Origin of the sequence: Streptomyces sp. (assembly GCF_035563135.1) — a bacterium.
Taxonomy (GTDB): domain Bacteria; phylum Actinomycetota; class Actinomycetes; order Streptomycetales; family Streptomycetaceae; genus Streptomyces.
This window is the reverse complement of sequence record NZ_DATMVN010000213.1, coordinates 1-23234: the sequence shown is the minus strand read 5'-3', so window position 1 is coordinate 23234 and position 23234 is coordinate 1. Positions and strand designations below refer to the sequence as shown.

The 23234-nt window shown below is 71.9% G+C and carries 24 protein-coding genes and 1 pseudogene; 18 read left to right on the top strand and 7 right to left on the bottom strand.

Annotation, left to right across the window (positions count from 1 at the left end):
* Positions 1–58: 58 nt before the first annotated feature.
* Positions 59–349, bottom strand: a pseudogene (locus VN520_RS09485) (LysR family substrate-binding domain-containing protein); the annotation flags it as partial.
* Between VN520_RS09485 and VN520_RS09480 the strand changes: the two are divergent.
* From VN520_RS09480 to VN520_RS09465, 4 genes are all read left to right on the top strand, one after another.
* Complete coding sequence (locus VN520_RS09480; protein ID WP_325746418.1) at positions 300–1085, top strand: CoA-transferase subunit beta; 786 nt, start codon at positions 300–302, stop codon at positions 1083–1085. The pseudogene VN520_RS09485 and the gene VN520_RS09480 overlap by 50 nt on opposite strands.
* Before the next feature lie 58 nt (positions 1086–1143).
* A complete protein-coding gene (locus VN520_RS09475) occupies positions 1144–2673 on the top strand; it encodes a 3-hydroxyacyl-CoA dehydrogenase (protein WP_325746417.1) in 1530 nt (509 codons plus the stop codon).
* 71 nt (positions 2674–2744) lie between these two features.
* The gene (locus VN520_RS09470) at positions 2745–3137 is read left to right on the top strand and encodes a VOC family protein (protein WP_325746416.1); all 393 of its coding nucleotides are present in this window, start codon (positions 2745–2747) and stop codon (positions 3135–3137) included.
* A 134-nt stretch (positions 3138–3271) separates the two neighbouring features.
* Positions 3272–4075 (top strand): SDR family NAD(P)-dependent oxidoreductase, encoded by an 804-nt coding sequence (locus tag VN520_RS09465; RefSeq protein WP_325746415.1) that lies wholly within the window; start codon positions 3272–3274, stop codon positions 4073–4075.
* Positions 4076–4117: 42 nt separating this feature from the next.
* Here VN520_RS09465 and VN520_RS09460 read toward each other — a convergent pair whose 3' ends face one another.
* Both VN520_RS09460 and VN520_RS09455 read right to left on the bottom strand, forming a co-directional pair.
* Positions 4118–4834, bottom strand: a complete 717-nt coding sequence (locus tag VN520_RS09460; RefSeq protein WP_325746427.1) for a DUF6597 domain-containing transcriptional factor — start codon at positions 4832–4834, stop codon at positions 4118–4120.
* A gap of 25 nt (positions 4835–4859) precedes the next feature.
* The gene (locus tag VN520_RS09455; protein ID WP_325746414.1) at positions 4860–5984 is read right to left on the bottom strand and encodes a YihY/virulence factor BrkB family protein; all 1125 of its coding nucleotides are present in this window, start codon (positions 5982–5984) and stop codon (positions 4860–4862) included.
* A gap of 17 nt (positions 5985–6001) precedes the next feature.
* Between VN520_RS09455 and VN520_RS09450 the strand changes: the two genes are divergently transcribed.
* The 14 genes from VN520_RS09450 (at position 6002) to VN520_RS09390 (ending at position 19416) form a co-directional block, all read left to right on the top strand.
* Positions 6002–7639: an acyl-CoA dehydrogenase family protein gene (locus tag VN520_RS09450; protein ID WP_325746413.1), complete on the top strand. Its 1638-nt coding sequence runs from the start codon at positions 6002–6004 to the stop codon at positions 7637–7639.
* Between the two features lie 256 nt (positions 7640–7895).
* Positions 7896–9188 (top strand): GAF domain-containing protein, encoded by a 1293-nt coding sequence (locus VN520_RS09445; RefSeq protein WP_325746412.1) that lies wholly within the window; start codon positions 7896–7898, stop codon positions 9186–9188.
* 43 nt (positions 9189–9231) lie between these two features.
* Complete coding sequence (locus VN520_RS09440) at positions 9232–9825, top strand: GNAT family N-acetyltransferase (protein WP_325746411.1); 594 nt, start codon at positions 9232–9234, stop codon at positions 9823–9825.
* Between the two features lie 133 nt (positions 9826–9958).
* Positions 9959–10042, top strand: a complete 84-nt coding sequence (locus VN520_RS39590; protein ID WP_349817346.1) for a putative leader peptide — start codon at positions 9959–9961, stop codon at positions 10040–10042.
* A 114-nt stretch (positions 10043–10156) separates the two neighbouring features.
* On the top strand, positions 10157–11854 hold the full coding sequence (locus tag VN520_RS09435) for a nitrite/sulfite reductase (protein ID WP_325746410.1): 1698 nt from the start codon (positions 10157–10159) through the stop codon (positions 11852–11854).
* Entirely contained in the window at positions 11851–12030 is a 180-nt protein-coding gene (locus VN520_RS09430; protein ID WP_325746409.1) for a hypothetical protein, read from the top strand. The genes VN520_RS09435 and VN520_RS09430 overlap by 4 nt, the downstream gene beginning before the upstream one ends.
* Positions 12027–12743, top strand: coding sequence for a phosphoadenylyl-sulfate reductase (locus VN520_RS09425; protein WP_325746408.1), 717 nt, complete (start codon positions 12027–12029; stop codon positions 12741–12743). Before VN520_RS09430 ends, VN520_RS09425 begins: the two co-directional genes overlap by 4 nt.
* A 23-nt stretch (positions 12744–12766) precedes the next feature.
* Positions 12767–13312, top strand: coding sequence for an adenylyl-sulfate kinase (cysC, locus tag VN520_RS09420; RefSeq protein ID WP_325746407.1), 546 nt, complete (start codon positions 12767–12769; stop codon positions 13310–13312).
* Positions 13309–14244, top strand: a complete 936-nt coding sequence (gene cysD, locus VN520_RS09415) for a sulfate adenylyltransferase subunit CysD (RefSeq protein WP_325746406.1) — start codon at positions 13309–13311, stop codon at positions 14242–14244. The genes cysC and cysD overlap by 4 nt, the downstream gene beginning before the upstream one ends.
* On the top strand, positions 14245–15588 hold the full coding sequence (locus VN520_RS09410) for a sulfate adenylyltransferase subunit 1 (protein WP_325746405.1): 1344 nt from the start codon (positions 14245–14247) through the stop codon (positions 15586–15588).
* 225 nt (positions 15589–15813) lie between these two features.
* A complete protein-coding gene (locus VN520_RS09405; RefSeq protein WP_325746404.1) occupies positions 15814–16923 on the top strand; it encodes an aliphatic sulfonate ABC transporter substrate-binding protein in 1110 nt (369 codons plus the stop codon).
* A gap of 65 nt (positions 16924–16988) precedes the next feature.
* Positions 16989–17780, top strand: coding sequence for an ABC transporter ATP-binding protein (locus tag VN520_RS09400; protein ID WP_325746403.1), 792 nt, complete (start codon positions 16989–16991; stop codon positions 17778–17780).
* Complete coding sequence (locus VN520_RS09395; RefSeq protein WP_325746402.1) at positions 17767–18645, top strand: ABC transporter permease; 879 nt, start codon at positions 17767–17769, stop codon at positions 18643–18645. The genes VN520_RS09400 and VN520_RS09395 overlap by 14 nt, the downstream gene beginning before the upstream one ends.
* A 6-nt stretch (positions 18646–18651) precedes the next feature.
* On the top strand, positions 18652–19416 hold the full coding sequence (locus VN520_RS09390; RefSeq protein ID WP_325746401.1) for a sirohydrochlorin chelatase: 765 nt from the start codon (positions 18652–18654) through the stop codon (positions 19414–19416).
* Positions 19417–19564: 148 nt separating this feature from the next.
* On the opposite strand, the gene VN520_RS09385 is transcribed toward VN520_RS09390, so the two are convergent.
* The 4 genes from VN520_RS09385 to VN520_RS09370 all read right to left on the bottom strand — a co-directional run bounded on the left by VN520_RS09385 (position 19565) and on the right by VN520_RS09370 (position 23233).
* The gene (locus VN520_RS09385; RefSeq protein WP_325746400.1) at positions 19565–20482 is read right to left on the bottom strand and encodes a S1 family peptidase; all 918 of its coding nucleotides are present in this window, start codon (positions 20480–20482) and stop codon (positions 19565–19567) included.
* Positions 20483–21023: 541 nt separating this feature from the next.
* On the bottom strand, positions 21024–21407 hold the full coding sequence (locus tag VN520_RS09380; protein WP_325746399.1) for a nuclear transport factor 2 family protein: 384 nt from the start codon (positions 21405–21407) through the stop codon (positions 21024–21026).
* Positions 21400–21948, bottom strand: a complete 549-nt coding sequence (locus VN520_RS09375; protein WP_325746398.1) for a DUF1697 domain-containing protein — start codon at positions 21946–21948, stop codon at positions 21400–21402. Before VN520_RS09375 ends, VN520_RS09380 begins: the two co-directional genes overlap by 8 nt.
* An 82-nt stretch (positions 21949–22030) precedes the next feature.
* Positions 22031–23233 (bottom strand): S8 family peptidase, encoded by a 1203-nt coding sequence (locus tag VN520_RS09370; protein ID WP_325746397.1) that lies wholly within the window; start codon positions 23231–23233, stop codon positions 22031–22033.
* Position 23234 lies beyond the last annotated feature (1 nt).

Here is a 23234-nt window from a genome sequence, read left to right as displayed (position 1 = left end):
GTCGGTCCAATATCGAATTACCTCAGGTTCAAGACGTCACGCGTCTCGATCGGGGGAGTCAGGGGGTCGGGAGGGCCTGCTCGGCGACCGCGAGGACCGCGTGGAGAGCTGCCGAGGGGTTGTCCGTGCGCCAGGCCAGCGCCGCCTGGCGACGGATGGGCGGGCCGGCGAGGGGGCGGTAGACCAGCCCGTTCTGCTGGATGTGGCGGACGGAGGAGACCGTGAGGGTGATGCCGACGCCCGCGGCGACGAGGGCCAGGATCGTGTACGAGTCGGGGGCCTCCTGCACCACGCGCGGGGTGAAGCCGGCGGCCTCGCACGCCTGGACCATCGCGTCGCGCACCGAGCTGCTCTCCGTCGTCGCCTCCCGGGAACTGGCCGGCCGCCGCACGGTGTTCGCCGGCATCGGACTGCCGACGCTCGCCACCGAACTCGCCCGTCTGACGGTCGCACCGCAGATCGAGGTCGTGTACGAGTCCGGGGTCTGCGGGGCGCACCCCTCGCACCTGCCGGAGACCATCGCCGATGCCGTGCTCATCTCGGGCGCGGAGGCCGTGCTGTCGATGCCGGCGCTGTTCGGCTGTGTGCTCCAGGGCGGCCACATCGACGTGGGTTTCCTCGGTGCGGCGCAGATCGACCGGTGGGGCAACCTGAACACCTCCGTCATCGGCGACTGGGAGAGCCCTGCGGTGCGGCTCCCCGGTTCCGGCGGCGCCGTCGAGGTGATGGCCAACTCCCACGAGGTCTTCGTGGTGATGCGCCGTCACCATCCGCGCTCCTTCGCCGATGCCCTGGACTTCTGCACCACGCCGGGCCCGGACCGGGCGCTCACCGAGGGCATCCGGCCGCCGGGCGCGGGAGTCACCCGGGTCATCACCGAACTGGGCATCCTGGCCCGGGACGGCGTCGGGGAGGAACTCCGGCTGGTCGCCGTGCACCCGGGCGTGACGGTGGATCAGGTGCGCGAGGCCACCGGCTGGGACCTCCAGGTCGCCGGTTCCGTCGCCACCGCGCCCTCGCCGGCCGGGGCGGAACTGCGTCTCCTGCGCGAGGATGTCGATCCCGACCGCGTCTACCTTCGCTGACTCGACCGCGTCTGCCGTCGCTGCCGACGGCCACACCTGCCGAAAGGACGTAACCGCCATGCGTATCAGGATCGTCGGAGCCGGAGCCATGGGCCGAGGCATCGCCCAGTGGGCCGCGTCGGCCGGGCACACCGTCGAGCTCTGCGACGTCCGGGCCGAGGCGGTGACGGCGGCCGTGGACTTCGTCCGGTCCATGCTGGAACGCGCCGTCCACAAGGGCCGGATGTCCGCCGGGGACTCCGCCGCGGCCCTGGAGCGGCTGGTCCCGCTGGACGACCCGTGGGCACCCGGGCCGGAGGTCGGGCTGGTGATCGAGGCCGTACGGGAGGACCTGGACACCAAGGCCGAGGTCTTCGGGAAGCTGGAGGAGGTTCTGCCGGAGTCGGTGATCTTCGCGACCAACACCTCGTCCCTGTCGGTGACCCGGATCGCCGCCTCGCTGCGGGACCCGGGGCGGCTGGCGGGGCTGCACTTCTTCAACCCCGTACCGCTGATGAAGATCGTCGAAGTCGTGCCGGGCGCCGCCACCCGTCCCGCCGTCCCGCCGGCGCTCACGGAGCTGGTCGAGAGCTGCGGGCACCGCGCGGTCACTGTCGCCGACACCCCCGGCTTCCTGGTCAACCACGCCGGCCGGGGGCTCGTGACGGAGGCGCTGGCGCTGCTGGAGGAGTCCGTCGCGGATCCGGCGGGCATCGACCGGATCGCCCGGGACGTCCTGGGGCTGCGCATGGGGCCGTTCGAACTGATGGACCTCACGGGGCTCGACGTCACGGCCGCCGTCATCGACTCGATCTGGCAGGGTTTCCGTCACGAGGACCGGCTCCGCCCCTCCTACCTCACCCCGAACCGGGTGACCGCGGGCCTGCACGGCCGCAAGACCGGACAGGGGTGGTTCGCGTACGGCCCCGAGGCTCCCGCCCCGGCCCCGGAAGCTCCGGTGACGGGTGACGCGGGCCGGCCGGTGTCCGTCGTGGACGGTGAGGGCGCCGAAGAGCTGCGGGCCGCGCTGACCGCCGCCGGAGCCACGGTCGGGAGCGGCCCGGTGCCCACCGGCGAGGCGCTGGCCCTCGTCCCCGTCTGGGGCACCACCGTGGCGGCGGCGGTGGCCTCGCTGGGGCTGCCGGCCTCGCGCACCTTCGGCGTCGACCCGCTGCCCCCGGCAGGCCGTCGCCGGGTGCTCGCGGTGACCCCCGCGGCCGACCCGTCCGCCGCCCGGGACGCCCGCGCGGTCCTGGCCCGCGCGGCGGACGGGGAGGAGCCCTGGGCCGTGTCGGTGGTGCGGGACACCGCGGGGTCGGTGGCGCAGCGGCTGCTCGCGTCGGTGGTGTCGGTGGCCGCTTCGATCGCGGAGCGCTCGCTGGCCACCCCGGCGGACATCGACCTCGCGGTGACGGCCGGACTCGGTTACCCGGCGGGGCCGCTGGCCTGGGGCGACCGGATCGGTGCCGCGCACATGCTGGACCTGCAGCGTTCCGTGTACGCCACGACCGGGGACCCGCGGCACCGGCCGACCCGCTGGCTCACCGAACGCGCCCAGCTGGGCCTGCCCCTGACGGAGCCCGGCACCTCGCCCGCGGCCTGCGCGTGACGCCGGGCCGCGCCGGAGGCCGCGACCGTTTCGTACAAGACCCGGCCGCGGCCCCGGCATACGGTCGGCCCATGACTCCACGACTCGACGCGATCTCCGTCACCACCGCCGACCTGGCCGCTTCGCTCGCCTTCTACCGCAGGCTCGGCCTCGCCGTCCCCGAGGGCGCCGAATCGGCCCCCCACGTCGAAGTGGCGCTCCCCGGCGGGCGGCGCCTGCTGTGGGACACCGAGGACGTCGTCCGCTCCTTCGATCCCGACTGGCAGGGGTCCGAGGGCGGCGAGCGCCTCGGGCTCGCCTTCCTCTGCGACAGCCCGGCGGAGGTCGACTCGGTGTACGCCGATCTGACCGGGGCCGGCTACCGGGGCCACCTGAAGCCCTGGGACGCCGTCTGGGGGCAGCGCTACGCCGTCGTCCTGGACCCCGACGGCTGCGCGGTCTCCCTCTTCGCCCCTGTGCCGTAGGCGTTCCTGCCGGGATCCGGCGGCAGTCGTCCGGCCGGGTGGCCGGCCCCGCGAGGCGGCGGCCCGGCAGCCGGTCCGGCTCTGCGCCTGCCGTCGGCCGCTTGTAACGTGATGCCCCGGAGACGGGAGAGGGAATGGGCGCGCAGCGTGGCAAGGCACTGGTCACGGGAGCCTCCTCGGGCATCGGGGCGGCGTACGCGGCACGGCTGGCAGCCGGGGGGTGGGACACCGTCCTGGTGGCCCGGCGGGAGCAGCGGCTCGACGACCTGGCGGCACAGCTGCGCGGGGAGACGGGATCGGCCGTGGAGACCCTCGTGGCGGATCTGTCGGATCCCGGCGGTCTGGCGCGTGCGGTGGAGCGGGCGGGGCGGGGCGACATCGGATTCCTGCTCAACAACGCGGGGATCAACGGGTACGGCCCGTTCGGCGAACTGGAGCCCGCGCTGATGGCGAAGGTCGTGAACGTCAACGTGCTCGCCGTCACCGCGCTGGCACGGGCGGTGGTCCCGGCCATGCTCCGGCGGGGCCGGGGCACGGTCGTCAACGTGGCCTCCCAGTTGGCGTTCGCCGGTTCGCTGCCGCCGCGGCCGCTGCCTGAGCGCGCCGTGTACGCCGGCACCAAGGGGTACGTGGTCACCTTCACCCGCACCCTCGCCGCCGAGCTCTCCGGCTCGCCCCTGCGCCTTCAGGTGCTGTGCCCCGGCTTGACCGCCACCGAGTTCCACCGCTCGCGCGGCGAGGAGCCCGTCGGCGGACGTGAGCAGTCCGTGCACGCGGACGGCGGCATGCCCGTGGACCAGGTGATCGATGCCTCGCTGGCCGCGCTGGAGGACGGCCGGGTGGTGTGCGTGCCCGGACTGCCGGACGCGGTGCCGGTCGACGGCCTCGCGGCGGCGGAGCTGGCGATCCGTACGGCGGCCCGCGGCGGCCGCGGCTGAACGGCCGGGGTACCGCCCGGGTGGCGGTTCCGGACGGCACGGCTACGCCGTGTCCGCGGGACCCCGCGCCGCCAGGTAGCCGCCGAGCGTCGTGCCGGCCAGGTCCCGCATCTCACGGGCCAGGTGCGCCTGGTCGGTGCAGCCCACCGCGTACGCGGCCCCGGCGTACGGTGTGCCCGCCCGGACGAGGGCCAGGGCACGCTGCAGTCTCAGGACTCTGGCCAGTGTCTTGGGGCCGTAGCCGAACGCGGCCAGCGAGCGGCGGTGCAGCTGGCGGGCCCCGAGTCCCACGGCGTGCGCGGTGGCGGCGACGGACCGGCCCTGCCGCAGCTGCGCGGCGACGGCCGTCATGAGCGGGTCCGGGGGTCCGGTGCCGGCCGCCCTGCGCAGGGCGATGCCCTCCAGCGCGGCGGCCGGGTCGCCGGCCGCACCGAGGCGCTCGGTGAGTTCCCGGACCTCCGGCCCCGGCCAGAGGGCGTCGAGCGCGACCCGCCGGTCACGCAGTTCGTGCGCGGGTACGCCCAGGAGGGCGGGAGCCGTGCCGGGGGCGAAACGGATGCCCGCACAGCTGCCGGAGAGCGCCGCGGCCGGGGTGAACGCGTGGGTGTCGGGACCCGCCACGAGCAGCCGGCCCCCGGCCCACAGCAGGTCCATGCAGCCGTCGGGGAGCACCGGCCGCGCCGGATCGCGCGGGCCGGACCAGGTCCAGACGACCGCGCCGCCGAAGCGCGATGTCCGCTCCTCGTACCGTGCGTCCATGGTCACGAGGCCATCGGGCCGGCCCTCACGGGACGTCCTTGTCCCGGTTCCCGTGCAGACGCGACCTCACGTCGTCCGGGGGCAGGAAGCGCGACCAGCGCTCGGGGAATTCGGAGGGCATGGAGACGTCCTCCTCGTCGTCGTCCGCGTACGCGCCCCAGTTCGTCGCCCGTGCCACGAGTTCCGCGGCCTGGGCCGCCTTGATCCGGTCGCTGGCGGCGCGGGCCGCCGCGGTGGCGAGCGAGGGCCAGACGTGGTCGATCGCCGCGTTGACGGCGGCGCCCACGAGTACGGCGAAGGCGGAGATGCCTATCCAGAGCAGGACGGCGATGGGTGCGGCCAGTGAGCCGTAGATGGTCGGCCCTTCGACCGTGTTCGTGAGGTAGATCCGCAGCAGGAAGCTTCCCAGCACCCACATCCCGAGTGCCATGAGCGCCCCGGGCACGTCCTCTATCCACGGCGAACGTACGGGGACGGACACGTGGTAGAGCGTCGTCAGGAACGCGATGGACAGCAGTATGACCAGCGGCCAGTATATGACCGCGAGCACCTCGGTGCCCCACGGGACGAGCTCCACCACCCGGTCGGGGCCGACCACCAGCAGCGGCAGCACCACCGCGCCCAGCAGCAGCGCGACCACGTACAGCAGGAAGGCGAGCAGCCGGGTCCTGACGATGCCGCGGTGGCCGTCGAGCCCGTACATCACGGTGATGGTGTCGATGAAGACGTTCACCGCGCGTGAGCCGGACCAGAGGGCGATCGCGAAACCGATGGAGATCACGTCGGGGCGCGCGCCGGTGGTGACGTCGGCCATGAGCGGCTTGGCGATGTCGTTGACACCCCGTTCGGACAGCACCGTCTGCACCGCGCCCAGGATGTTGCGCTCGATGGAGGCGACCGTGGTGGTGGACGTCCAGTCGTCGACGTAGCCGAGCAGCCCGATCAGGCCGAGCAGCAGGGGCGGCAGGGACAGCAGGGTGAAGAACGCCGCCTCGGCGGCGAGACCGAGGATGCGGTATTCGATGCACGAATTGACCGTGTCCTTGAGCAACTGCCATGCCATCTGCCGCTTCGACACGTTGCGGTAGAGGACGCGAGCCCGGTGGAGCCGACCCGGCGGCCGCTCGGGTGTTTCGTTTGCTGCCTGCACCTCCTTACCGTATCGGCATGGCACCTAGCACCCACACAGTGACCAACCAGGTTCCGCCGCTGGTCGGCTATGACGTCTTCGCCGGCGACCGGGCGCTGACGGAGGCCGTGGAGCGGCACCTCGACCCCGGGATCCTCGACGAGGCCCGGGAGGAGCTCGGCTCGCTGGGCCGGTCCGCCGGTTCGGCCCAGGCCCAGGCGTGGGGGGCGCAGGCGAACGACAATCCGCCGGCGCTGCGTACGCACGACCGCTACGGGAACCGCCTCGACGAGGTCGAGTTCCACCCGTCCTGGCACCGGCTGCTGGGGCACGGGGTCACGGCCGGGCTGACGGACGCCTGGGGCAGGCAGGGCGGCCATGTCCGGCGTGCGGCCGGGTTCCTGGTCTGGACGCAGGCCGAAGCGGGCCACGGGTGCCCGCTGTCGATGACGCACGCGGCGGTCCCGGCGCTGCGGACCGATCCGGCGCTGGCCGCGGAGTGGGAGCCGCTGCTGACCTCGCACGTGTACGAGGAGGGGCTGCGGCCCGCGTCGCAGAAGGCCGGTGTGCTCTTCGGGATGGGCATGACGGAGAAACAGGGCGGCACCGACGTGCGGTCCAACACCACCCGGGCCGAACCGCTGGCCGGCGAGGGGGAGTATCTGCTCACCGGCCACAAGTGGTTCTGTTCGGCGCCCATGTCCGACGGCTTCCTGGTGCTGGCGCAGGCACCGGGCGGGCTGAGCTGCTTCCTCGTGCCGCGGGTCCTGCCGGACGGCGTCCGCAACGTGTTCGCGATCCAGCGCCTGAAGGACAAGCTGGGCAACAGGTCCAACGCCTCCGGCGAGGTCGAGTTCGACGGGACGTGGGCCCGCCTGGTCGGCGAGGAGGGGCGCGGGGTGCGCACCATCATCGAGATGGTGGCGGCGACCCGGCTGGACTGCGTGGTCGGTTCGGCGGCGCTGATGCGCCAGGCCGTGGCGCAGGCCATCCACCACAGCGCCCACCGCAGCGCGTTCGGGGGGCTGCTGATCGAGAAGCCGCTGATGCGCAACGTACTGGCCGACCTGGCCCTGGAGTCGGAGGCGGCGACGACGCTCGCGCTGCGGCTGGCCGCCGCGTACGACGCGGACACCGAGGAGGAGCGGGCCTTCCTGCGGATCGCGGTGCCGGCCGCCAAGTACTGGGTGACGAAGCGGTGCGCGGCGGTGGCCGGCGAGGCGCTGGAGTGCCTGGGCGGCAACGGGTACGTCGAGGAGTCCGGGATGCCCCGGTTGTTGCGGGAGGCCCCGCTCAACTCGATCTGGGAGGGGTCGGGCAATGTGCAGGCGCTCGATGTGCTGCGTGCGCTGCAGCGTGAACCGAAGGCGCTCGACGCCTTCCTCCGGGAGGTCGGCAAGGCACGCGGCGCGGACCACCGGCTCGACGCGGCGGTCAAGGACCTGCTGACGGAGCTGGCGGATCTGGACGCCGTGGAGGCGCGGGCCCGGCGGCTGGTGGAGCGGATGGCCCTGGTGCTGCAGGGCTCACTGCTGCTGCGCTGGGCACCGCCGGAGGTCGCGGACGCGTTCTGCGCCTCACGGCTGGGCGGGGACTGGGGCTCGGCCTTCGGGACACTGCCGCACAGTCCGGATCTGGCCACGGTCGTGGAACGCGCGCGGGTCCGGGAGGGCTAGAGGCGGACGACGGGAGGGTGGTGCTGCGCCGACACGGCACCACCCTCCACGCTTCCGCACCACCGCACGGCGGTCGAGGACCCCCGCCCGGTGTTCCGCCACTCTCGTACGGTCCGGGTCCTGTCACCAGAGTTGCAAAGGGTTGCAACCCTTGTGCGGAGCGCGGGCCGGCGGGACCCTTGCACGGCAGGATGGGTCCTTCGGGCCGGGTTTTCGTCTTCCTGACCGGGCCCACGCTTTGTTGGGGGGACCTGTCATGGAATCACGCCCTGCCGCGCGCAAGCGGCCGGAAATCGCCTCGTACCCAGCGGTGGCCGGACGTCCGGTCCACCGCGCACGGGAGGCCCGGCTCGCGGGCGAGCGTACGGAGACGGCCCCGCGTGCGGAGATCGACGCGTCCTGGGAGCGCGTACTGCGCAGCGGGATCGACCCCGAGCAGCCACCGGGGAGCAGGCTGCTGGACACGGACGAGATCGAGCACCGGCGCAGGGGCACGGCGCTCGGCGAGGTCATGCCCCTGCTGCGGGAGGGGCTGGCCACGATCGCGGACGCCTCGCAGCAGATCATGGTCGTCACGGACACCGAGGGCCGGGTCCTGTGGCGTCAGGGGCATCCGGCCGTGATGCGCCGGGCCGAGGACATCTGCCTGGAGGAGGGCGCCGCCTGGACGGAGTCGGCGGCGGGGACGAACGCCATCGGTACCGCGCTCGCCACGCGCACACCCGTCCGGGTCCATTCCGCCGAGCACTTCATCCGCGCCCTGCACGACTGGACCTGCGCGGCGGCCCCGGTGCGCGACCCCCGGGACGGCCGGCTGATGGGCATCGTCGACATCAGCGGTCCGGCCTCCACCTTCCACCCGGCGACGCTGGCGCTGGTCGGTTCGGTGGCCGCGCTGGCGGAGGGCGAGCTGCGCAGCCGGCACCTGGTGGCGATCGAGCGGCTGCGTTCGGTCGCCGCTCCGATCCTGTGCCGGCTGGGTGGCCGCGCGCTGGTGGTGGACACCCATGGCCGGCTGGCCGCCGTCATCGGGATGCCGCCCGTGGACCGGCTGCCGCTGCCGAAGTCGCTGGAGCCGGGCACGGTGTGGCTGGCCTCGCTCGGGATGTGCCGGGTGGAACCGCTGCCCGGCGGCTGGCTGGTGCAGATCGCGGAGGGCCTGCACGAGCGCCCGCCGCGCAGGGTGGTGCTCGACCTGAGCCGGGAGCGGGAACTGGCGGTCCACGTGGCGGGGCCGCTGGGCAGCTGGACGCGCCGGCTGTCGCCCCGCCACGCGGAGCTGCTGTACGCGCTGGCCCTGCACCCGCAGGGGCGCACCGCGGCGGAGCTGGCCGGGGACGTCTTCGGTGACGTGACCAGGACCGTGACGGTGCGGGCCGAGATATCGCGGATGCGGCGCCATCTCGCGGAGGTGCTGGCGCACCGGCCGTACCGGTTCCGCCAGGGGGTGGAGGTGGATGTGGTCCACCCGGAGGTGCCGGCCGATCTGCTGCCCCGCTCCGCGGCCCCGGTGGTGCTCGGGGCACGCAGGCGCACGGGGACGGTGTGACCCGTTTTGGGCGAGGGGCCGTACCCGTGGTTCTCTGACCGCCATGAGCAACACCACGCATTCCACCGCTCCCGCCTCCGACGTGACCGTCTGGTATCTGGAGCAGACGTCGCCCGCCGACCTGAGTCCCGCCGCCGTCCCCGGGGGCCCGGTCACGGTCGTCCGGTCGGAGATACCGCTGCCGGAGTTCAGCCGGTTCCTGTACACCGCGGTGGGCGGTGACATCCGGTGGACCGACCGGCTGGGCCTCACCTACGCGCAGTGGCAGGAGATCCTGGAGCGGCCGGGGGCCGAGACCTGGGTGGCGTACGAGAGCGGGACCCCCGCGGGGTTCATCGAGCTCGGCCCCCAGGAGGGCGGGACGGTCGAGATCGCCTACTTCGGTCTGGTCCCCGCCTTCCGGGGGCGCGGGATCGGCGGGCACCTGCTGTCGTACGGCGTGGCGCGCGCCTGGGACCTGGCGGACCGCCACCCGGAGCGGACCCCCACCGAGCGGGTGTGGCTGCACACCTGTTCCGATGACGGCCCGCACGCGATGGGCAACTACCTGCGGCGGGGATTCCGGCTGTTCGACACCAGGACCGAGCGGGAGCCCCTGGTCGCCACCCCCGGTCCCTGGCCGGGTGCGCACGCCTGATCAGCCGTCCCCATATCGCTTTGTCGACAGGCTGGGCGTGACCGACACCACAATGTCTCACACTTCGGGACCATCACGTCCACATGTTGGATCGTGGTGGACTGGTCCGAGATCCGCGTGACACGCTTCCGTCATGTCCGGAACTGGAATTGCCTTGGTGAGTCGGCGGCACGTCGACCTCGGCCGCATGTCCAGCGCCATCTGTCCGGTCCGCTGAGAGTCTCCAGCACCGCGATCCCCCGATGTTCCGCTTCACCCCTGCGCACCGCCGCGCCTCACGCGAGTGTGCAGTTCAGAGCCGCCCTCCTGCAGTCCCGAAGGACGTATTGCCATGGCCGCCAGCCCCGAGAAGCCTGCTACCGCCACGCCGCGCCGCAAGGCGGGACGTCACCGTGGTGAAGGTCAGTGGGCCATGGGTCACTTCACCCCGCTGAACGGGAACGAGCAGTTCAAGAAGGATGACGACAGTCTCAATGTGCGGACACGCATCGAGACGATCTACTCCAAGCGCGGATTCGACTCCATAGACCCGAACGACCTGCGCGGACGCATGCGCTGGTGGGGCCTGTACACCCAGCGCCGGGAAGGCATCGACGGCGGCAAGACCGCCGTGCTGGAGCCGGAGGAGCTGGACGCCCGCTACTTCATGCTGCGCGTGCGCATCGACGGCGGGAAGCTGACCACCGCCCAGCTGCGCGTCATCGGCGAGATCTCGCAGGAGTACGCGCGGGGCACCGCCGACATCACCGACCGGCAGAACGTCCAGCTGCACTGGATCCGCATCGAGGACGTCCCGGCGATCTGGGAGAAGCTCGAGGCCGTGGGGCTCTCGACCACCGAGGCCTGCGGTGACTGCCCCCGCGTGATCATCGGATCGCCCGTGGCGGGCATCGCCGCCGACGAGATCATCGACGGCACACCCGCGGTCGACGAGATCCACGAGCGGTACATCGGCAGCAAGGAATTCTCCAACCTGCCCCGCAAGTTCAAGACCGCGATCTCGGGTTCGCCGGTCCAGGACGTCGTCCACGAGATCAACGACATCGCCTTCGTGGGCGTCGACCACCCCGAGCACGGCCCCGGCTTCGACCTGTGGGTCGGCGGCGGGCTCTCCACCAACCCGCGCTTCGCCGAGCGCCTGGGCGCCTGGGTGCCGCTGGACGAGGTCCCCGACGTCTGGGCGGGTGTCATCGGGATCTTCCGCGACTACGGCTACCGCCGGCTGCGCAACCGTGCCCGTCTGAAGTTCCTGATGGCCGACTGGGGCCCGGAGAAGTTCCGCCGGATCCTCGAGGACGAATACCTCAAGCGCCCGATGCTGGACGGGCCGCCGCCCGCGCAGCCCTCCTCCCGCTGGCGCGACCACATCGGTGTGCACCCGCAGCGGGACGGCCGTTTCTACGTGGGCTTCGCCCCGCGCGTCGGCCGGGTGGACGGCTCCACCCTGGCCAAGATCGCCGATCTGGCCGAGGCACACGGCTCGGGCCGGGTGCGCACCACCGTCGAACAGAAGATGATCATTCTGGACGTGGAGCAGGACCGGGTCGAGTCCCTGTCCGCGGGGCTGGAGGCGCTGGGCCTCCAGGTCAAGGCGTCCCCCTTCCGGCGTGGCACGATGGCCTGCACCGGCATCGAGTTCTGCAAGCTGGCGATCGTCGAGACCAAGGCGCGCGGCGCCGCGCTCATCGACGAACTGGAGCGCCGCATGCCGGACTTCGAGGAGCCGCTGTCCATCAACATCAACGGCTGCCCCAACGCCTGTGCCCGCATCCAGACCGCGGACATCGGCCTCAAGGGCCAGCTCATGCTGGACGACGAGGGCAACCAGGTCGAGGGCTATCAGGTGCACCTCGGCGGCGCGCTCGGCCTGGAGGCCGGCTTCGGCCGCAAGGTGCGTGGTCTGAAGGTCACCTCCGCCGAACTCCCGGACTACGTCGAGCGCGTGCTCGGCAGGTTCCAGGAGGAGCGCGAGGACGGCGAGCGCTTCGCCACCTGGGCCGCCCGGGCCGGTGCGGAGTCGCTGTCATGAGCGAGCGAGCCGCGCCGTTCCACTGCCCGTACTGCGGCGACGAGGACCTGCGCCCGCACGAGGCCGGTCACGGCGCCTGGGAATGCGCCTCCTGCAACCGTGCGTTCCAGCTGAAGTTCCTGGGCCTGCTGGCCCACGGACTCCAGCGCAACGACATGGAAGGGGACGGGACATGACGGACACCCTGCAAGCGGACGGGCTCACCGACGAGGCCCTGAAGGACCTGGCGGTACGGGCCGGACGCGACCTGGAGGACGCCTCCGCGAGCGACATCCTGAGGTGGGCGGCCGACACCTTCGGCAAGCGCTTCTGCGTCACCTCCTCCATGGAGGACGCGGTCGTCGCACACCTGGCCTCCCGGGTCTTCCCCGGTGTGGACGTCGTCTTCCTGGACACGGGCTACCACTTCGAGGAGACCATCGGCACGCGGGACGCGGTGGACGCCGTGATGGACGTCAACCTCATCACGCTGACCCCGCGCCGGTCGGTGGCCGAACAGGACGCCGAGTACGGGCCGAAGCTGCACGACCGCGACCCCGACCTGTGCTGCGCGCTGCGCAAGGTCGAGCCCCTGGAGGAGGGGCTGACGGCGTACGCCGCCTGGGCGACCGGGCTGCGCCGCGACGAGTCCCCCACCCGGGCGAACACCCCGGTCGTGGGCTGGGACGAGAAGCGCCGCAAGGTCAAGGTCTCGCCCATCGCCCGCTGGACCCAGCAGGACGTGGACGCCTACGTCGTCGAACACGGCGTACTGACCAACCCGTTGCTGATGGACGGCTACGCCTCCGTCGGCTGCGCGCCCTGCACCCGGCGGGTGCTGGAGGGCGAGGACGCACGGGCCGGCCGCTGGGCCGGACGCGGCAAGACCGAATGCGGGCTGCACGGCTGATGACGACTGATCAGGAGATATCGATGAGCGTGACGGAGACGGGAGCCACCGTCTGGCTCACCGGTCTGCCGAGCGCGGGCAAGACCACCATCGCCTACGAACTGGCGGGCCGGCTGCGCGCCGACGGGCACCGGGTCGAGGTGCTCGACGGTGACGAGATCCGGGAGTTCCTCTCCGCGGGCCTCGGCTTCTCCCGCGAGGACCGCCACACCAACGTGACCCGGATCGGCTTCGTCGCGGAGCTGCTGGCCGCCAACGGCGTGAAGGTCCTCGTCCCGGTCATCGCGCCGTACGCCGACAGCCGTGACGCGGTGCGCAAGCGTCACCAGCAGGAGGGCACCACCTACCTGGAGGTGCACGTCGCCACCCCGGTCGAGGTGTGCTCCGAGCGGGATGTGAAGGGGCTGTACGCCAAGCAGGCGGCGGGCGAGATCAGTGGTCTCACCGGGGTCGACGACCCCTACGAGGCACCCGGGTCGCCGGATCTTCGGATCGAGTCGCACCAGCAGACCGTGCAGGAGTCCGCAGCGGCGCTTCGTGCGCTGCTCACCGAGAGGGGCCTGGCGTGAGCACTGTCGCCACCGTGCCGGAAGGCACTGTCAACCCGTACGCGCTGAGCCACCTGGACTCCCTGGAGTCGGAGGCGGTGCACATCTTCCGCGAGGTGGCGGGCGAGTTCGAGCGGCCGGTGATCCTCTTCTCCGGCGGCAAGGACTCGATCCTGATGCTGCACCTCGCGCTGAAGGCGTTCGCCCCCGCTCCCATCCCCTTCACGCTGCTGCACGTGGACACCGGGCACAACTTCCCCGAGGTCCTCGAATACCGCGACCGCACCGTCGAGAAGCACGGGCTGCGCCTGCACGTCGCCTCCGTCCAGGAGTACATCGACGCCGGCAAGCTCCGTGAGCGCCCCGACGGCACCCGCAACCCCCTGCAGACGGTCCCGCTCACCGAGGCCATCCAGCAGCACCGCTTCGACGCCGTGTTCGGCGGCGGACGGCGTGACGAGGAGAAGGCGCGCGCCAAGGAGCGGGTCTTCTCGCTGCGCGACGAGTTCTCCCAGTGGGACCCGCGCCGCCAGCGCCCCGAGCTGTGGCAGCTCTACAACGGCCGCCACGCCCCCGGCGAGCACGTCCGTGTCTTCCCCATCTCCAACTGGACCGAGCTCGACGTCTGGCAGTACATCGAACGTGAGGGGATCGAGCTCCCCGGGATCTACTTCGCCCACGAGCGCGAGGTCTTCAGCCGTTCCGGCATGTGGCTGACCGCGGGCGAGTGGGGCGGCCCCAAGGACCACGAGAAGGTCGAGACCCGCCAGGTGCGCTACCGCACCGTCGGCGACATGTCCTGCACCGGCGCCGTCGACTCCGACGCCACCACCCTGGAAGCGGTGATCACCGAGATCGCCGCCTCCCGGCTCACCGAGCGGGGCGCGACCCGGGCCGACGACAAGATGTCCGAGGCCGCGATGGAAGACCGCAAGCGCGAGGGATACTTCTAAATGAGCATCACCACCGAGCAGTTGTCGGCCACCACCCTGCTGCGGTTCGCCACCGCGGGGTCCGTCGACGACGGCAAGTCCACCCTCGTCGGACGTCTTCTGCACGATTCCAAGTCGGTCCTCACCGACCAGCTGGAGGCCGTCGCACTGGCCTCCACCAACCGCGGCCAGGAGGCGCCGGACCTGGCGCTGCTGACCGACGGGCTGCGGGCCGAGCGCGAGCAGGGCATCACCATCGACGTGGCCTACCGTTACTTCGCCACTCCGCGCCGCCGTTTCATCCTCGCGGACACCCCGGGCCATGTGCAGTACACCCGCAACATGGTCACCGGCGCCTCCACGGCCGAGCTGGCCGTCGTCCTCGTCGACGCCCGCAACGGCGTGGTCGAACAGACCCGCCGCCACGCCGCTGTCGCCGCCCTCCTGCGTGTCCCCCACGTCGTCCTCGCCGTGAACAAGATGGACCTCGTGGACTACGCGGAACCCGTTTTCGCCGCGATAGCGCAGGAGTTCACCGCGTACGCCGCCTCGCTCGGCGTCCCGGAGATCACCGCCATCCCCATCTCGGCGCTGGCCGGCGACAACGTGGTGGAACCGTCCGCCCACATGGACTGGTACGGCGGCCCGACGGTCCTGGAGCACCTGGAGACGGTGCCGGTCAGCCACGACCTCACCGCGTGCCACGCGCGCTTCCCCGTGCAGTACGTGATCCGCCCGCAGACCGCCGAGCACCCCGACTACCGGGGGTACGCCGGTCAGATCGCCGCCGGGGTGTTCCGGGTCGGCGAGAGGGTCTCCGTGCTGCCGTCCGGACGCACCACGACGATCGAGGGGATCGACGCGCTCGGCGAGAGCGTCGACATCGCCTGGGCCCCGCAGTCGGTGACGATCCGGCTGGCCGACGACATCGACGTCTCGCGCGGTGACCTGATCGCCCCCGTGGACGACGCCCCCGCCGTCACGCAGGACGTCGAGGCGACCGTCTGCCACGTGGCCGACCAGCCGCTCACGGTGGGCCAGCGGGTGCTGCTCAAGCACACCACCCGCACGGTCAAGGCGATCGTCAAGGACATCCCCTCACGGCTCACGCTGGACGACCTCTCCCAGCACCCGGCTCCCGGGCGGCTGGTGGCCAACGACATCGGCCGGGTCGTCGTCCGCACCGCCGAGCCCCTGGCTCTCGACGCGTACGCCGACTCGCGGCGCACCGGCTCGTTCCTGCTGATCGACCCCGCCGACGGCACGACCCTCACGGCCGGCATGGCGGGTGCCTCGTTCGCCGCCGTCGACGGCGCGCAGGCGGAGGCGGACACCTCCGCGAAGGACGCGGAGTGGGACTTCTGATGACCACGGATTTCTTCTCGACGTTCGCGAAGGAGGGCGGCCGGGTCGGCAGCGGCGCCCTCGGGAGCGGGCAGGGCGGGGTGGGGCGATGTGCGTGATGACGTACGCGCACTGCCTGCGCGCCCGCCCGCACGACCAGTCCAGACGAAGACCTGCCGACTTCCCGGCCGCGCCGCCCGACTCCAGGGGGGCGTGAGCACCGGGCCGACGAGAGGAAACCCTCCCGTGCCTGCCACCCGCACCACGCTCCGACGCAGTCTGGCCACCGCCGCCGCATCGTCGCTGCTCGCCGTGGCGCTCACCGCCTGCGGTTACGGCTCCCAGGCCGAGGAGGACGACACCGAGAACCTCTCCGCGGGCGGTGAGAAGCTCTCGGCGGACACCGTGAAGATCGGTTACTTCCCGAACCTCACGCACGCCACCGCCCTGGTCGGTATCCAGGAAGGCCTCATCGCCAAGGAGCTGGGCGGCACCACGGTCAAGCCCTCGACGTTCAACGCCGGGCCCTCCGAGATCGAGGCGCTCAACGCGGGTTCGATCGACATCGGCTTCATCGGCCCCTCCCCCGCGGTCAACGGCTACAGCAAGTCCAAGGGCCAGAGCCTGCGGATCATCGGCGGCTCGGCCTCCGGCGGCGTGAAGCTCGTCGTGGACCCGAAGAAGATCAAGACCCTGGACGACCTCAGGGGCAAGAAGATCGCCACCCCTCAGCTCGGCAACACCCAGGACGTGGCGTTCCTCAACTGGATCTCCGAGAAGGGCTGGAAGGTCGACGCCCAGAGCGGCAAGGGCGATGTCTCCGTGGTCCGCTCGGACAACAAGGTGACTCCGGACGCCTTCAGGTCCGGTTCCCTGGACGGCGCCTGGGTGCCGGAGCCGACCGCTTCGAAGCTGGTCGCCGAGGGCGGCAAGGTCCTGCTCGACGAGTCGACGCTGTGGCCGGACGACAAGTTCGTCATCACGAACATCATCGTGTCGCAGAAGTTCCTCTCCGAGCACCCGGACGTCGTGGAAGCCGTGCTGCGGGGCACCGTGAACACCAACAAATGGATCAACGCCAACCGGGACGAGGCGAAGGCCTCGGCCAACGCCGCGCTCGAGGAGCTGAGCGGCAAGGCCCTGCCCGCCGAGGTCCTCGACCCGGCATGGGAGTCCATCCGGATCACCGACGACCCGCTGGCCGCCACGCTCGAGGCCCAGGCGGGCCACGCGGTGAAGGCCGGCCTGCTGGAGGAGCCGGACCTCCGCGGCATCTACGACCTGAAGCCGCTGAACAAGATCCTCAAGGCCGCAGGCCGGCCCGAGGTCGCCGACGCCGGTCTCGGCGTCAAGTAGGGCCGACCGGCCCGAGCCCACCCGACCGCACCAGGATCCCTGAAGATTCCCAGGAGGTGACGACCATGGCGACCACCACCCTCACCAAGGCCGAGGACCGTACAGCGGTCGAGCACGCCGCTCGCATCGCACACGTCTCCAAGTCCTTCGCCGGACCCACGGGGCGGCAGCTCGTCCTGGACGACATCACGCTCGATGTCGCTCCGGGTGAGTTCGTCACCCTCCTGGGAGCATCCGGGTGCGGAAAGTCGACCCTGCTCAACCTGGTGGCCGGGCTCGACCGCCCGACCGCGGGGTCCATCGAGACCCCCGGCGGGCGGCCGGCCCTGATGTTCCAGGAGCACGCCCTCTTCCCGTGGCTGACCGCGGGCAAGAACATCGAACTGGCCCTGCGGCTGCGCGGGGTCCCGAAGTCCGGCCGCCGCCCGGAGGCGGAACGGCTGCTCGAACTCGTACGCCTCGGCGGGGCGTACGGGAAGCGGGTGCACGAACTCTCGGGCGGGATGCGCCAGCGGGTCGCGATGGCGCGTGCTCTCGCCCAGGACAGCCGGCTGCTGCTGATGGACGAGCCCTTCGCCGCGCTCGACGCCATCACCCGCGACGTGCTGCACGACGAACTGACCCGGATCTGGCGGGAGACGAACGTCTCCGTCCTCTTCGTCACCCACAACGTGCGCGAGGCGGTGCGGCTCGCCCAGCGCGTCATCCTGCTGTCGTCGCGTCCCGGCCGGATCGCCCGGGAGTGGTCGGTCGGCATCGAGCAGCCCCGCCGCATCGAGGACACCGCCGTGGCGGAGTTGTCCGTCGAGATCACCGAACAACTGCGTGGGGAGATCCGCCGACATGGCCAGCACTGAAACGAAGGCCGACGACCTGGCGGGGCTCGAAGCGGGCCTGGACGCGCTCGACGCCGTACAGGTCCGCAGGACGCCGGCCCGCGAGATCCTGCTCGACAAGGTCCTGCCGCCGGTCGTCGCGGTCTTCCTGGTGGTCCTCGTCTGGCAGGTACTGGTCTGGGCGGAGGTCACCGACGACTACAAGCTGCCCCCTCCGGCCGCGGTCTGGGACAGCCTCAAGGACATGTGGCTCCAGGGCACCCTCCTGGAGGTCATCTGGACCAGTGTGTCGCGCGGCCTGCTCGGCTTCGTGATGGCCGTCGCGATCGGCACCCCGCTGGGTCTGCTGGTCGCGCGGGTCAAGGTCGTCCGGGCGGCGATCGGCCCGATCCTGTCCGGGCTCCAGTCCCTGCCGTCGGTGGCGTGGGTGGCGCCGGCCATCATCTGGCTCGGTCTCGACGACAGAACGATGTACGCGGTGATCCTGCTCGGCGCGGTCCCGTCCGTGGCCAACGGCCTGGTCTCCGGCGTGGACCAGGTTCCGCCGCTGTTCCTGCGCGCGGGCCGCACGATCGGCGCCACGGGACTGCGGGGGACGATCCACATCGTCCTGCCGGCGGCGCTGCCCGGCTATCTGGCGGGCCTGAAGCAGGGCTGGGCGTTCTCCTGGCGCTCGCTCATGGCCGCCGAGATCATCGCTTCCTCACCCGACCTGGGCCTGGGCCTGGGACAGTTGCTGGAGAACGGCCGGAACAACTTCGACATGCCGGGGATCTTCCTGGCGATCCTCCTCATCCTCTTCGTCGGCATCGCGATCGACCTGCTCATCTTCAGCCCGCTGGAGCGGCGGGTGCTGCGCAGCCGCGGCCTCCTCGTCAGGAACTGAGTCTCCGTGTCCGCCCCCGTTCTCCTCGTCATCGCCCACGGAAGCCGCGACCCGCGGCACGCGGCGACCGTGCACGCGCTCACCGCGCGGGTCCGGTCGCTGCGGCCCGGACTGCGCGTGGAGACGGGCTTCCTGGAGTTCAACGCCCCGTCCGTACCCAGAGTGCTGGAGCGGCTGGCCGCGGAGGGGGCGGACGAGGTCGTCGCGCTTCCCCTGTTGCTGACCCGGGCCTTCCACGCCAAGACGGACATCCCCTCGGTGCTGCGCGAGGCCCGCACACGGCTCCCGCGGCTGCGGATCAGCCAGGCCGATGTCCTGGGCCCCTCCCCGCTGCTGAACGCGGCACTGGAACAGCGGCTGTACGAGGCCGGGGTCTCCCCCGGTGACAAGGGCTCGACCGGGCTGATCCTGGCCTCGGCGGGCTCCACGGACCCGGAGGCGAGCGCAGTGATCGCTGAAATCGCGCGGGAGCTGCGGCACACCGGTTGGTGCGCCGTGCGGCCTGCGTTCGCCTCCGCTGCGACGGCCGGCGGTTTCTCCCGCACCGCGGACGCGGTGCGCGCCCTGCGGGCCGACGGCGTACGGCGGGTCGCGGTGGCGCCGTACGTCATCGCCCCCGGCCGGCTCCCCGACCGTATCGCCGCGGGCGCCGAGGAGGCCGGGGCCGATGTGCTGGCCGGCGTCCTCGGACCGTCCCGCGCACTCGCCCGGCTGCTGCTCACCCGGTACGACGAGGCACTCGCCCCGGTGGAGGGGGCGATGAGCGCCTAGCCGGGAACGAGGCGCCGGGCACTCAGGCAGTGCCCCCGCAGAAGATGAGGCGCAGCCCGGCACAGCGTCCGCCCCCGCGGGGAGCGGGTACGGCAACGGGCCGCGCTCAAGGAGCGCGGCCCGTCGGCAGATGGTGCTGGAGGGAGTCCTAGAAGACGCTGACGCCGTAGGCGCTCAGCGCCTCGGTGACGGGCTGGAAGAACGTGGTGCCGCCCGAGCTGCAGTTACCGCTGCCGCCCGAGGTGAGGCCGAGAGCCGTGGTGCCCGCGAAGAGCGAACCGCCGCTGTCACCGGGCTCGGCGCAGACGTTGGTCTGGATCATGCCGTAGACGATGTCGCCGCTGCCGTAGTTCACCGTGGCGTTGAGGCCGGTGACGGTGCCGCTGTGGACGCCGGTGGTGGAGCCGCTGCGCTTGACGGCCTGGCCCACGCGGGCGTTCCCCGCAGAGGTGATGTCCTGGTAGCTGCCGTTGTAGAGGTAGACCCGGCCGTCCGCGGCGGCGGAGTTGGCGTGCCGGATGATCCCGTAGTCGTTGACGGGGAAGCTGGAGCCGGTCCTGGTACCGAGGGCCGTGCTCTGGCCGGAGTTGGTGTACCAGGCGCTGCCGATCTCGGTGCAGTGCCCGGCGGTCAGCGCGTAGTAGGTGCTGCCGCTGCGGACGTTGAAGCCGAGGGAGCAGCGTCCGCCGCCGGCGTAGATGGCCTGTCCGCCCGCGATCAGCTTGTTGAACGTGCCCGGGGTGCGGTTGATGTCGGCCTTCGCGCCGGAGTCGGTGACCGACTTCTTGATCTCGGCGATCTCGGCGGCGGTGACCGTGCTGTCGACGGTCACGACGACCTTGCCGGTGCTCGCTTCGGTGTACCAGGCGGTACCCGCGATGTCGGCACCGCGCACGGCCGAGCTGGCCGAGGCCAGTTCGGCCTTCGTCACGGTGGTGTCCGGGGCCGCCTGGGCGACCGCGGTGGGTGCCGCAAGCGCCACGGCGGTGACCAGACCTGAGGTCGCGGCGATGAGGCGAGCACGTCTGGAGATCGAGCCGAGGGGGGCGAAGCGCTTGAAGGTCACAGGATCCTCCGTCTTTGGGGGGTGTCCGGTCCGCTGGGTGGGCGGGCCGAGGGTGTACGGCTGTCCACGACGAGGGGTACTGGTCGTGGACCTGCCAACCGCACGCCTCGAATCCTTGACTTCGCTCGAACAGGTGACAAGGTCCACTTCCGGACCACGGCGGACAACGGACCGTGAACTCCGATATGCGTGCGGATGGCTTCCGAACAACGGCGTCCGCTCACCGAACGGAGGCGGACAGCGAATTGCAGCAAAGTCCGGAACGGGGGGCGGACGTCGGCCGCTGTCTACGCGCATCGCTTTCACACACACCGCCCCTGCCCGGAAGGGCATGCGCGCGGGCGCCGGCAGTCCGGGCCGGGCCTGCCGGGGGCGCGGTCCGTTCGGACGGCTTACCGGCGTTTTGCCCAGGTGCTCCGGATGGCCGGAATCAGCTCCTCCGGCGAGAACCGGCCGGGCTGCGGGGTCGGATCAGACCGGGGCGGCACTCTTGCGGCGCCGCTGAAGGATGTGCTGCCGGGCGGTGCCGGGGAGCAGCGGGTCAGACCTCGGCGAACGGGTCGTCGACGAAGGGCGTGGCCTGGTGGAAGTAGAGCAGCCAGCCGCTCCCGGTCAGCCGCCACAGAGAACTGCGGTGTGAGCGCAGGCCTTTGGACTCGGTGTCGAAGGTGAGGTGCACCAGGTCCGCCGCGAGCTGCTCGCCCCGCATCCGTGACGCGGTGAGCGGGCCGGGGCGCGGTGCGTCCGGGGCCGTGAGCATCGCGATGATCGTGTCCCGCTCCCAGAGCCGGCCACTGGTACCGATCTCCCGGAAGCCGGGGTGCAGCAGAGAGGCCAGCATGTCCGCCGAGGCCCGCACCACGGGATCGAGGAGCCGGAGCTCCCCCTCGACGGCTGCGGCCACGGCGGGCGAGGGCTCAGTCACGCGTCATCTCCACAAGCTTGACCACGGTGTTCCAGTTGCGGCTGGTGGCGACGAGGCCGCGGGTGAGGGCGGGCCGCCCGAGCGCCACGGCGAGCCTGGAGCGCCCGAGCCCGTCGGGCGCGTACAGATAGAGGGCGCGGTCCCCCAGCCGGACCTCCTCGGGGCGGAAGGCGTCCGCGTCGAGCGGGGCGAACCTGGCGGAGTCGACGGCCTTGTCGAAGTACGTGACGTGCACCTGCTTGCCTTCGAGCCCGGCGGCCGGGAACGGACAGGCATCGGCCACACCCGCGAGGTAGGCGCCCGGCCGTACGACACAGTCGACCGGGAAGCCGAACCGCTCCTCGATCGCCCGCTCCAGCCCGGCGGCGAGGGCGTCCTCGTCGCCCGTCGCACTGCGGAACACGGCGTTCCCGCTCTGCAGGTACGTGGCGACGTCCTCGTGTCCCAGCTCTCCGAGCAGCGTACGGAGTTCGGCCATCGGGACCCGGCGGTGCCCGCTGACGTTGACCCCGCGCAGCAGCGCCGCGTACATCGTGCTCATGGGATCCACCCTAGGGCTTTCCGCAGGCGGCGGCCGCCGCGCCCCGTGGGGGAGGGCGCGGCGGCCGCCTGTCCGTTCCGGCCTACTCCACGATCTTCAGGAGCCTGTTCGCCGTGCCCTCGGTCGCGTCGGAGATGACGTCCGGGGTGGCCCCGCCGGTGAGCGCCGCGGCGACCTCCTCAGGGGTGGCGTCCGGGTGGCCGCCGAGGTGGACGGCCGCGGCGCCCACGACGTGCGGGGTCGCCATGGACGTACCGGAGATGGTGTTCGTGGCCTCGTCACTGTCGTTCCAGGCAGACGTGATGTCCGAACCGGGGGCGTAGAGGTCCACGACCGGGCCGAAGTTGGAGAACGACGACTGCTCGTCGGCCGCCGTGGACGAGGCGACGGTGAGGGCCTCGGGGACGCGGGAGGGGGAACCCGCACCCGCGTCGGCGGCCTCGTTGCCCGCGGCGACACCGAAGGTGACACCGGAGGCGATGGCCTTCTGCACCGCGGCGTCGAGGGCGGGGTCCGCGGTTCCGCCGAGGCTCATGTTGGCGACGGACGGGCCCTCGTGGTTCGCGGTGACCCAGTCGATCCCCGCGACGACCTGCTCGGTGGTGCCCGAGCCTGCGTCGTCCAGCACACGTACGGCCACGATCTTCGCCTTCTTGGCCACGCCGTGGGAGGCGCCCGCGATGGTCCCGGCCACGTGGGTGCCGTGCCCGTTGCCGTCGTCGGCGTCGTCGTCCTCGTCCACGGCGTCGAAGCCCGAAGTGGCCCGGCCCCCGAAGTCGCTGTGGGTGACGCGGACACCGGTGTCGATGACGTACGCGGTGACGCCCCCGCCCGCGGCGTCCGGATAGGTGTACGCGCCGTCACCGGTGGTTCCGGCCTGGTCGATCCGGTCCAGCCCCCAGGACGGCGGGGCGTCCTGGGTGGCGTCGATGTGGAATTTCTTGTTCTGGACGACCTTGGAGACGGCCGGGTCGGCGGCGAGCCGCCCGGCCTCGGTCTCCGAAAACCCGTCGGCCGAGAAGCCGTTGATGGCCGACGTGTAGGTCCGCCGGAGCTTGCCGCCGTACTCCTCGGCCAGAGCGGCCTTGTCCGCCTTCCGGTCCAGCATCACGATGTAGCTGCCGGAGACGGCCGTCGCCGCGTCCGCTCCGTGGACGGTACCCGTGGCGGGCGCCGTCGCGGCTCCGGCGGACGGGGTGGTGAGCAGGGTGACACCCGCGGCCGCCGCCACCGCGGTTATCGCGGCGGTGAGCCTGACGGAGCGTGCGCGCTTGTGAATTGTCATG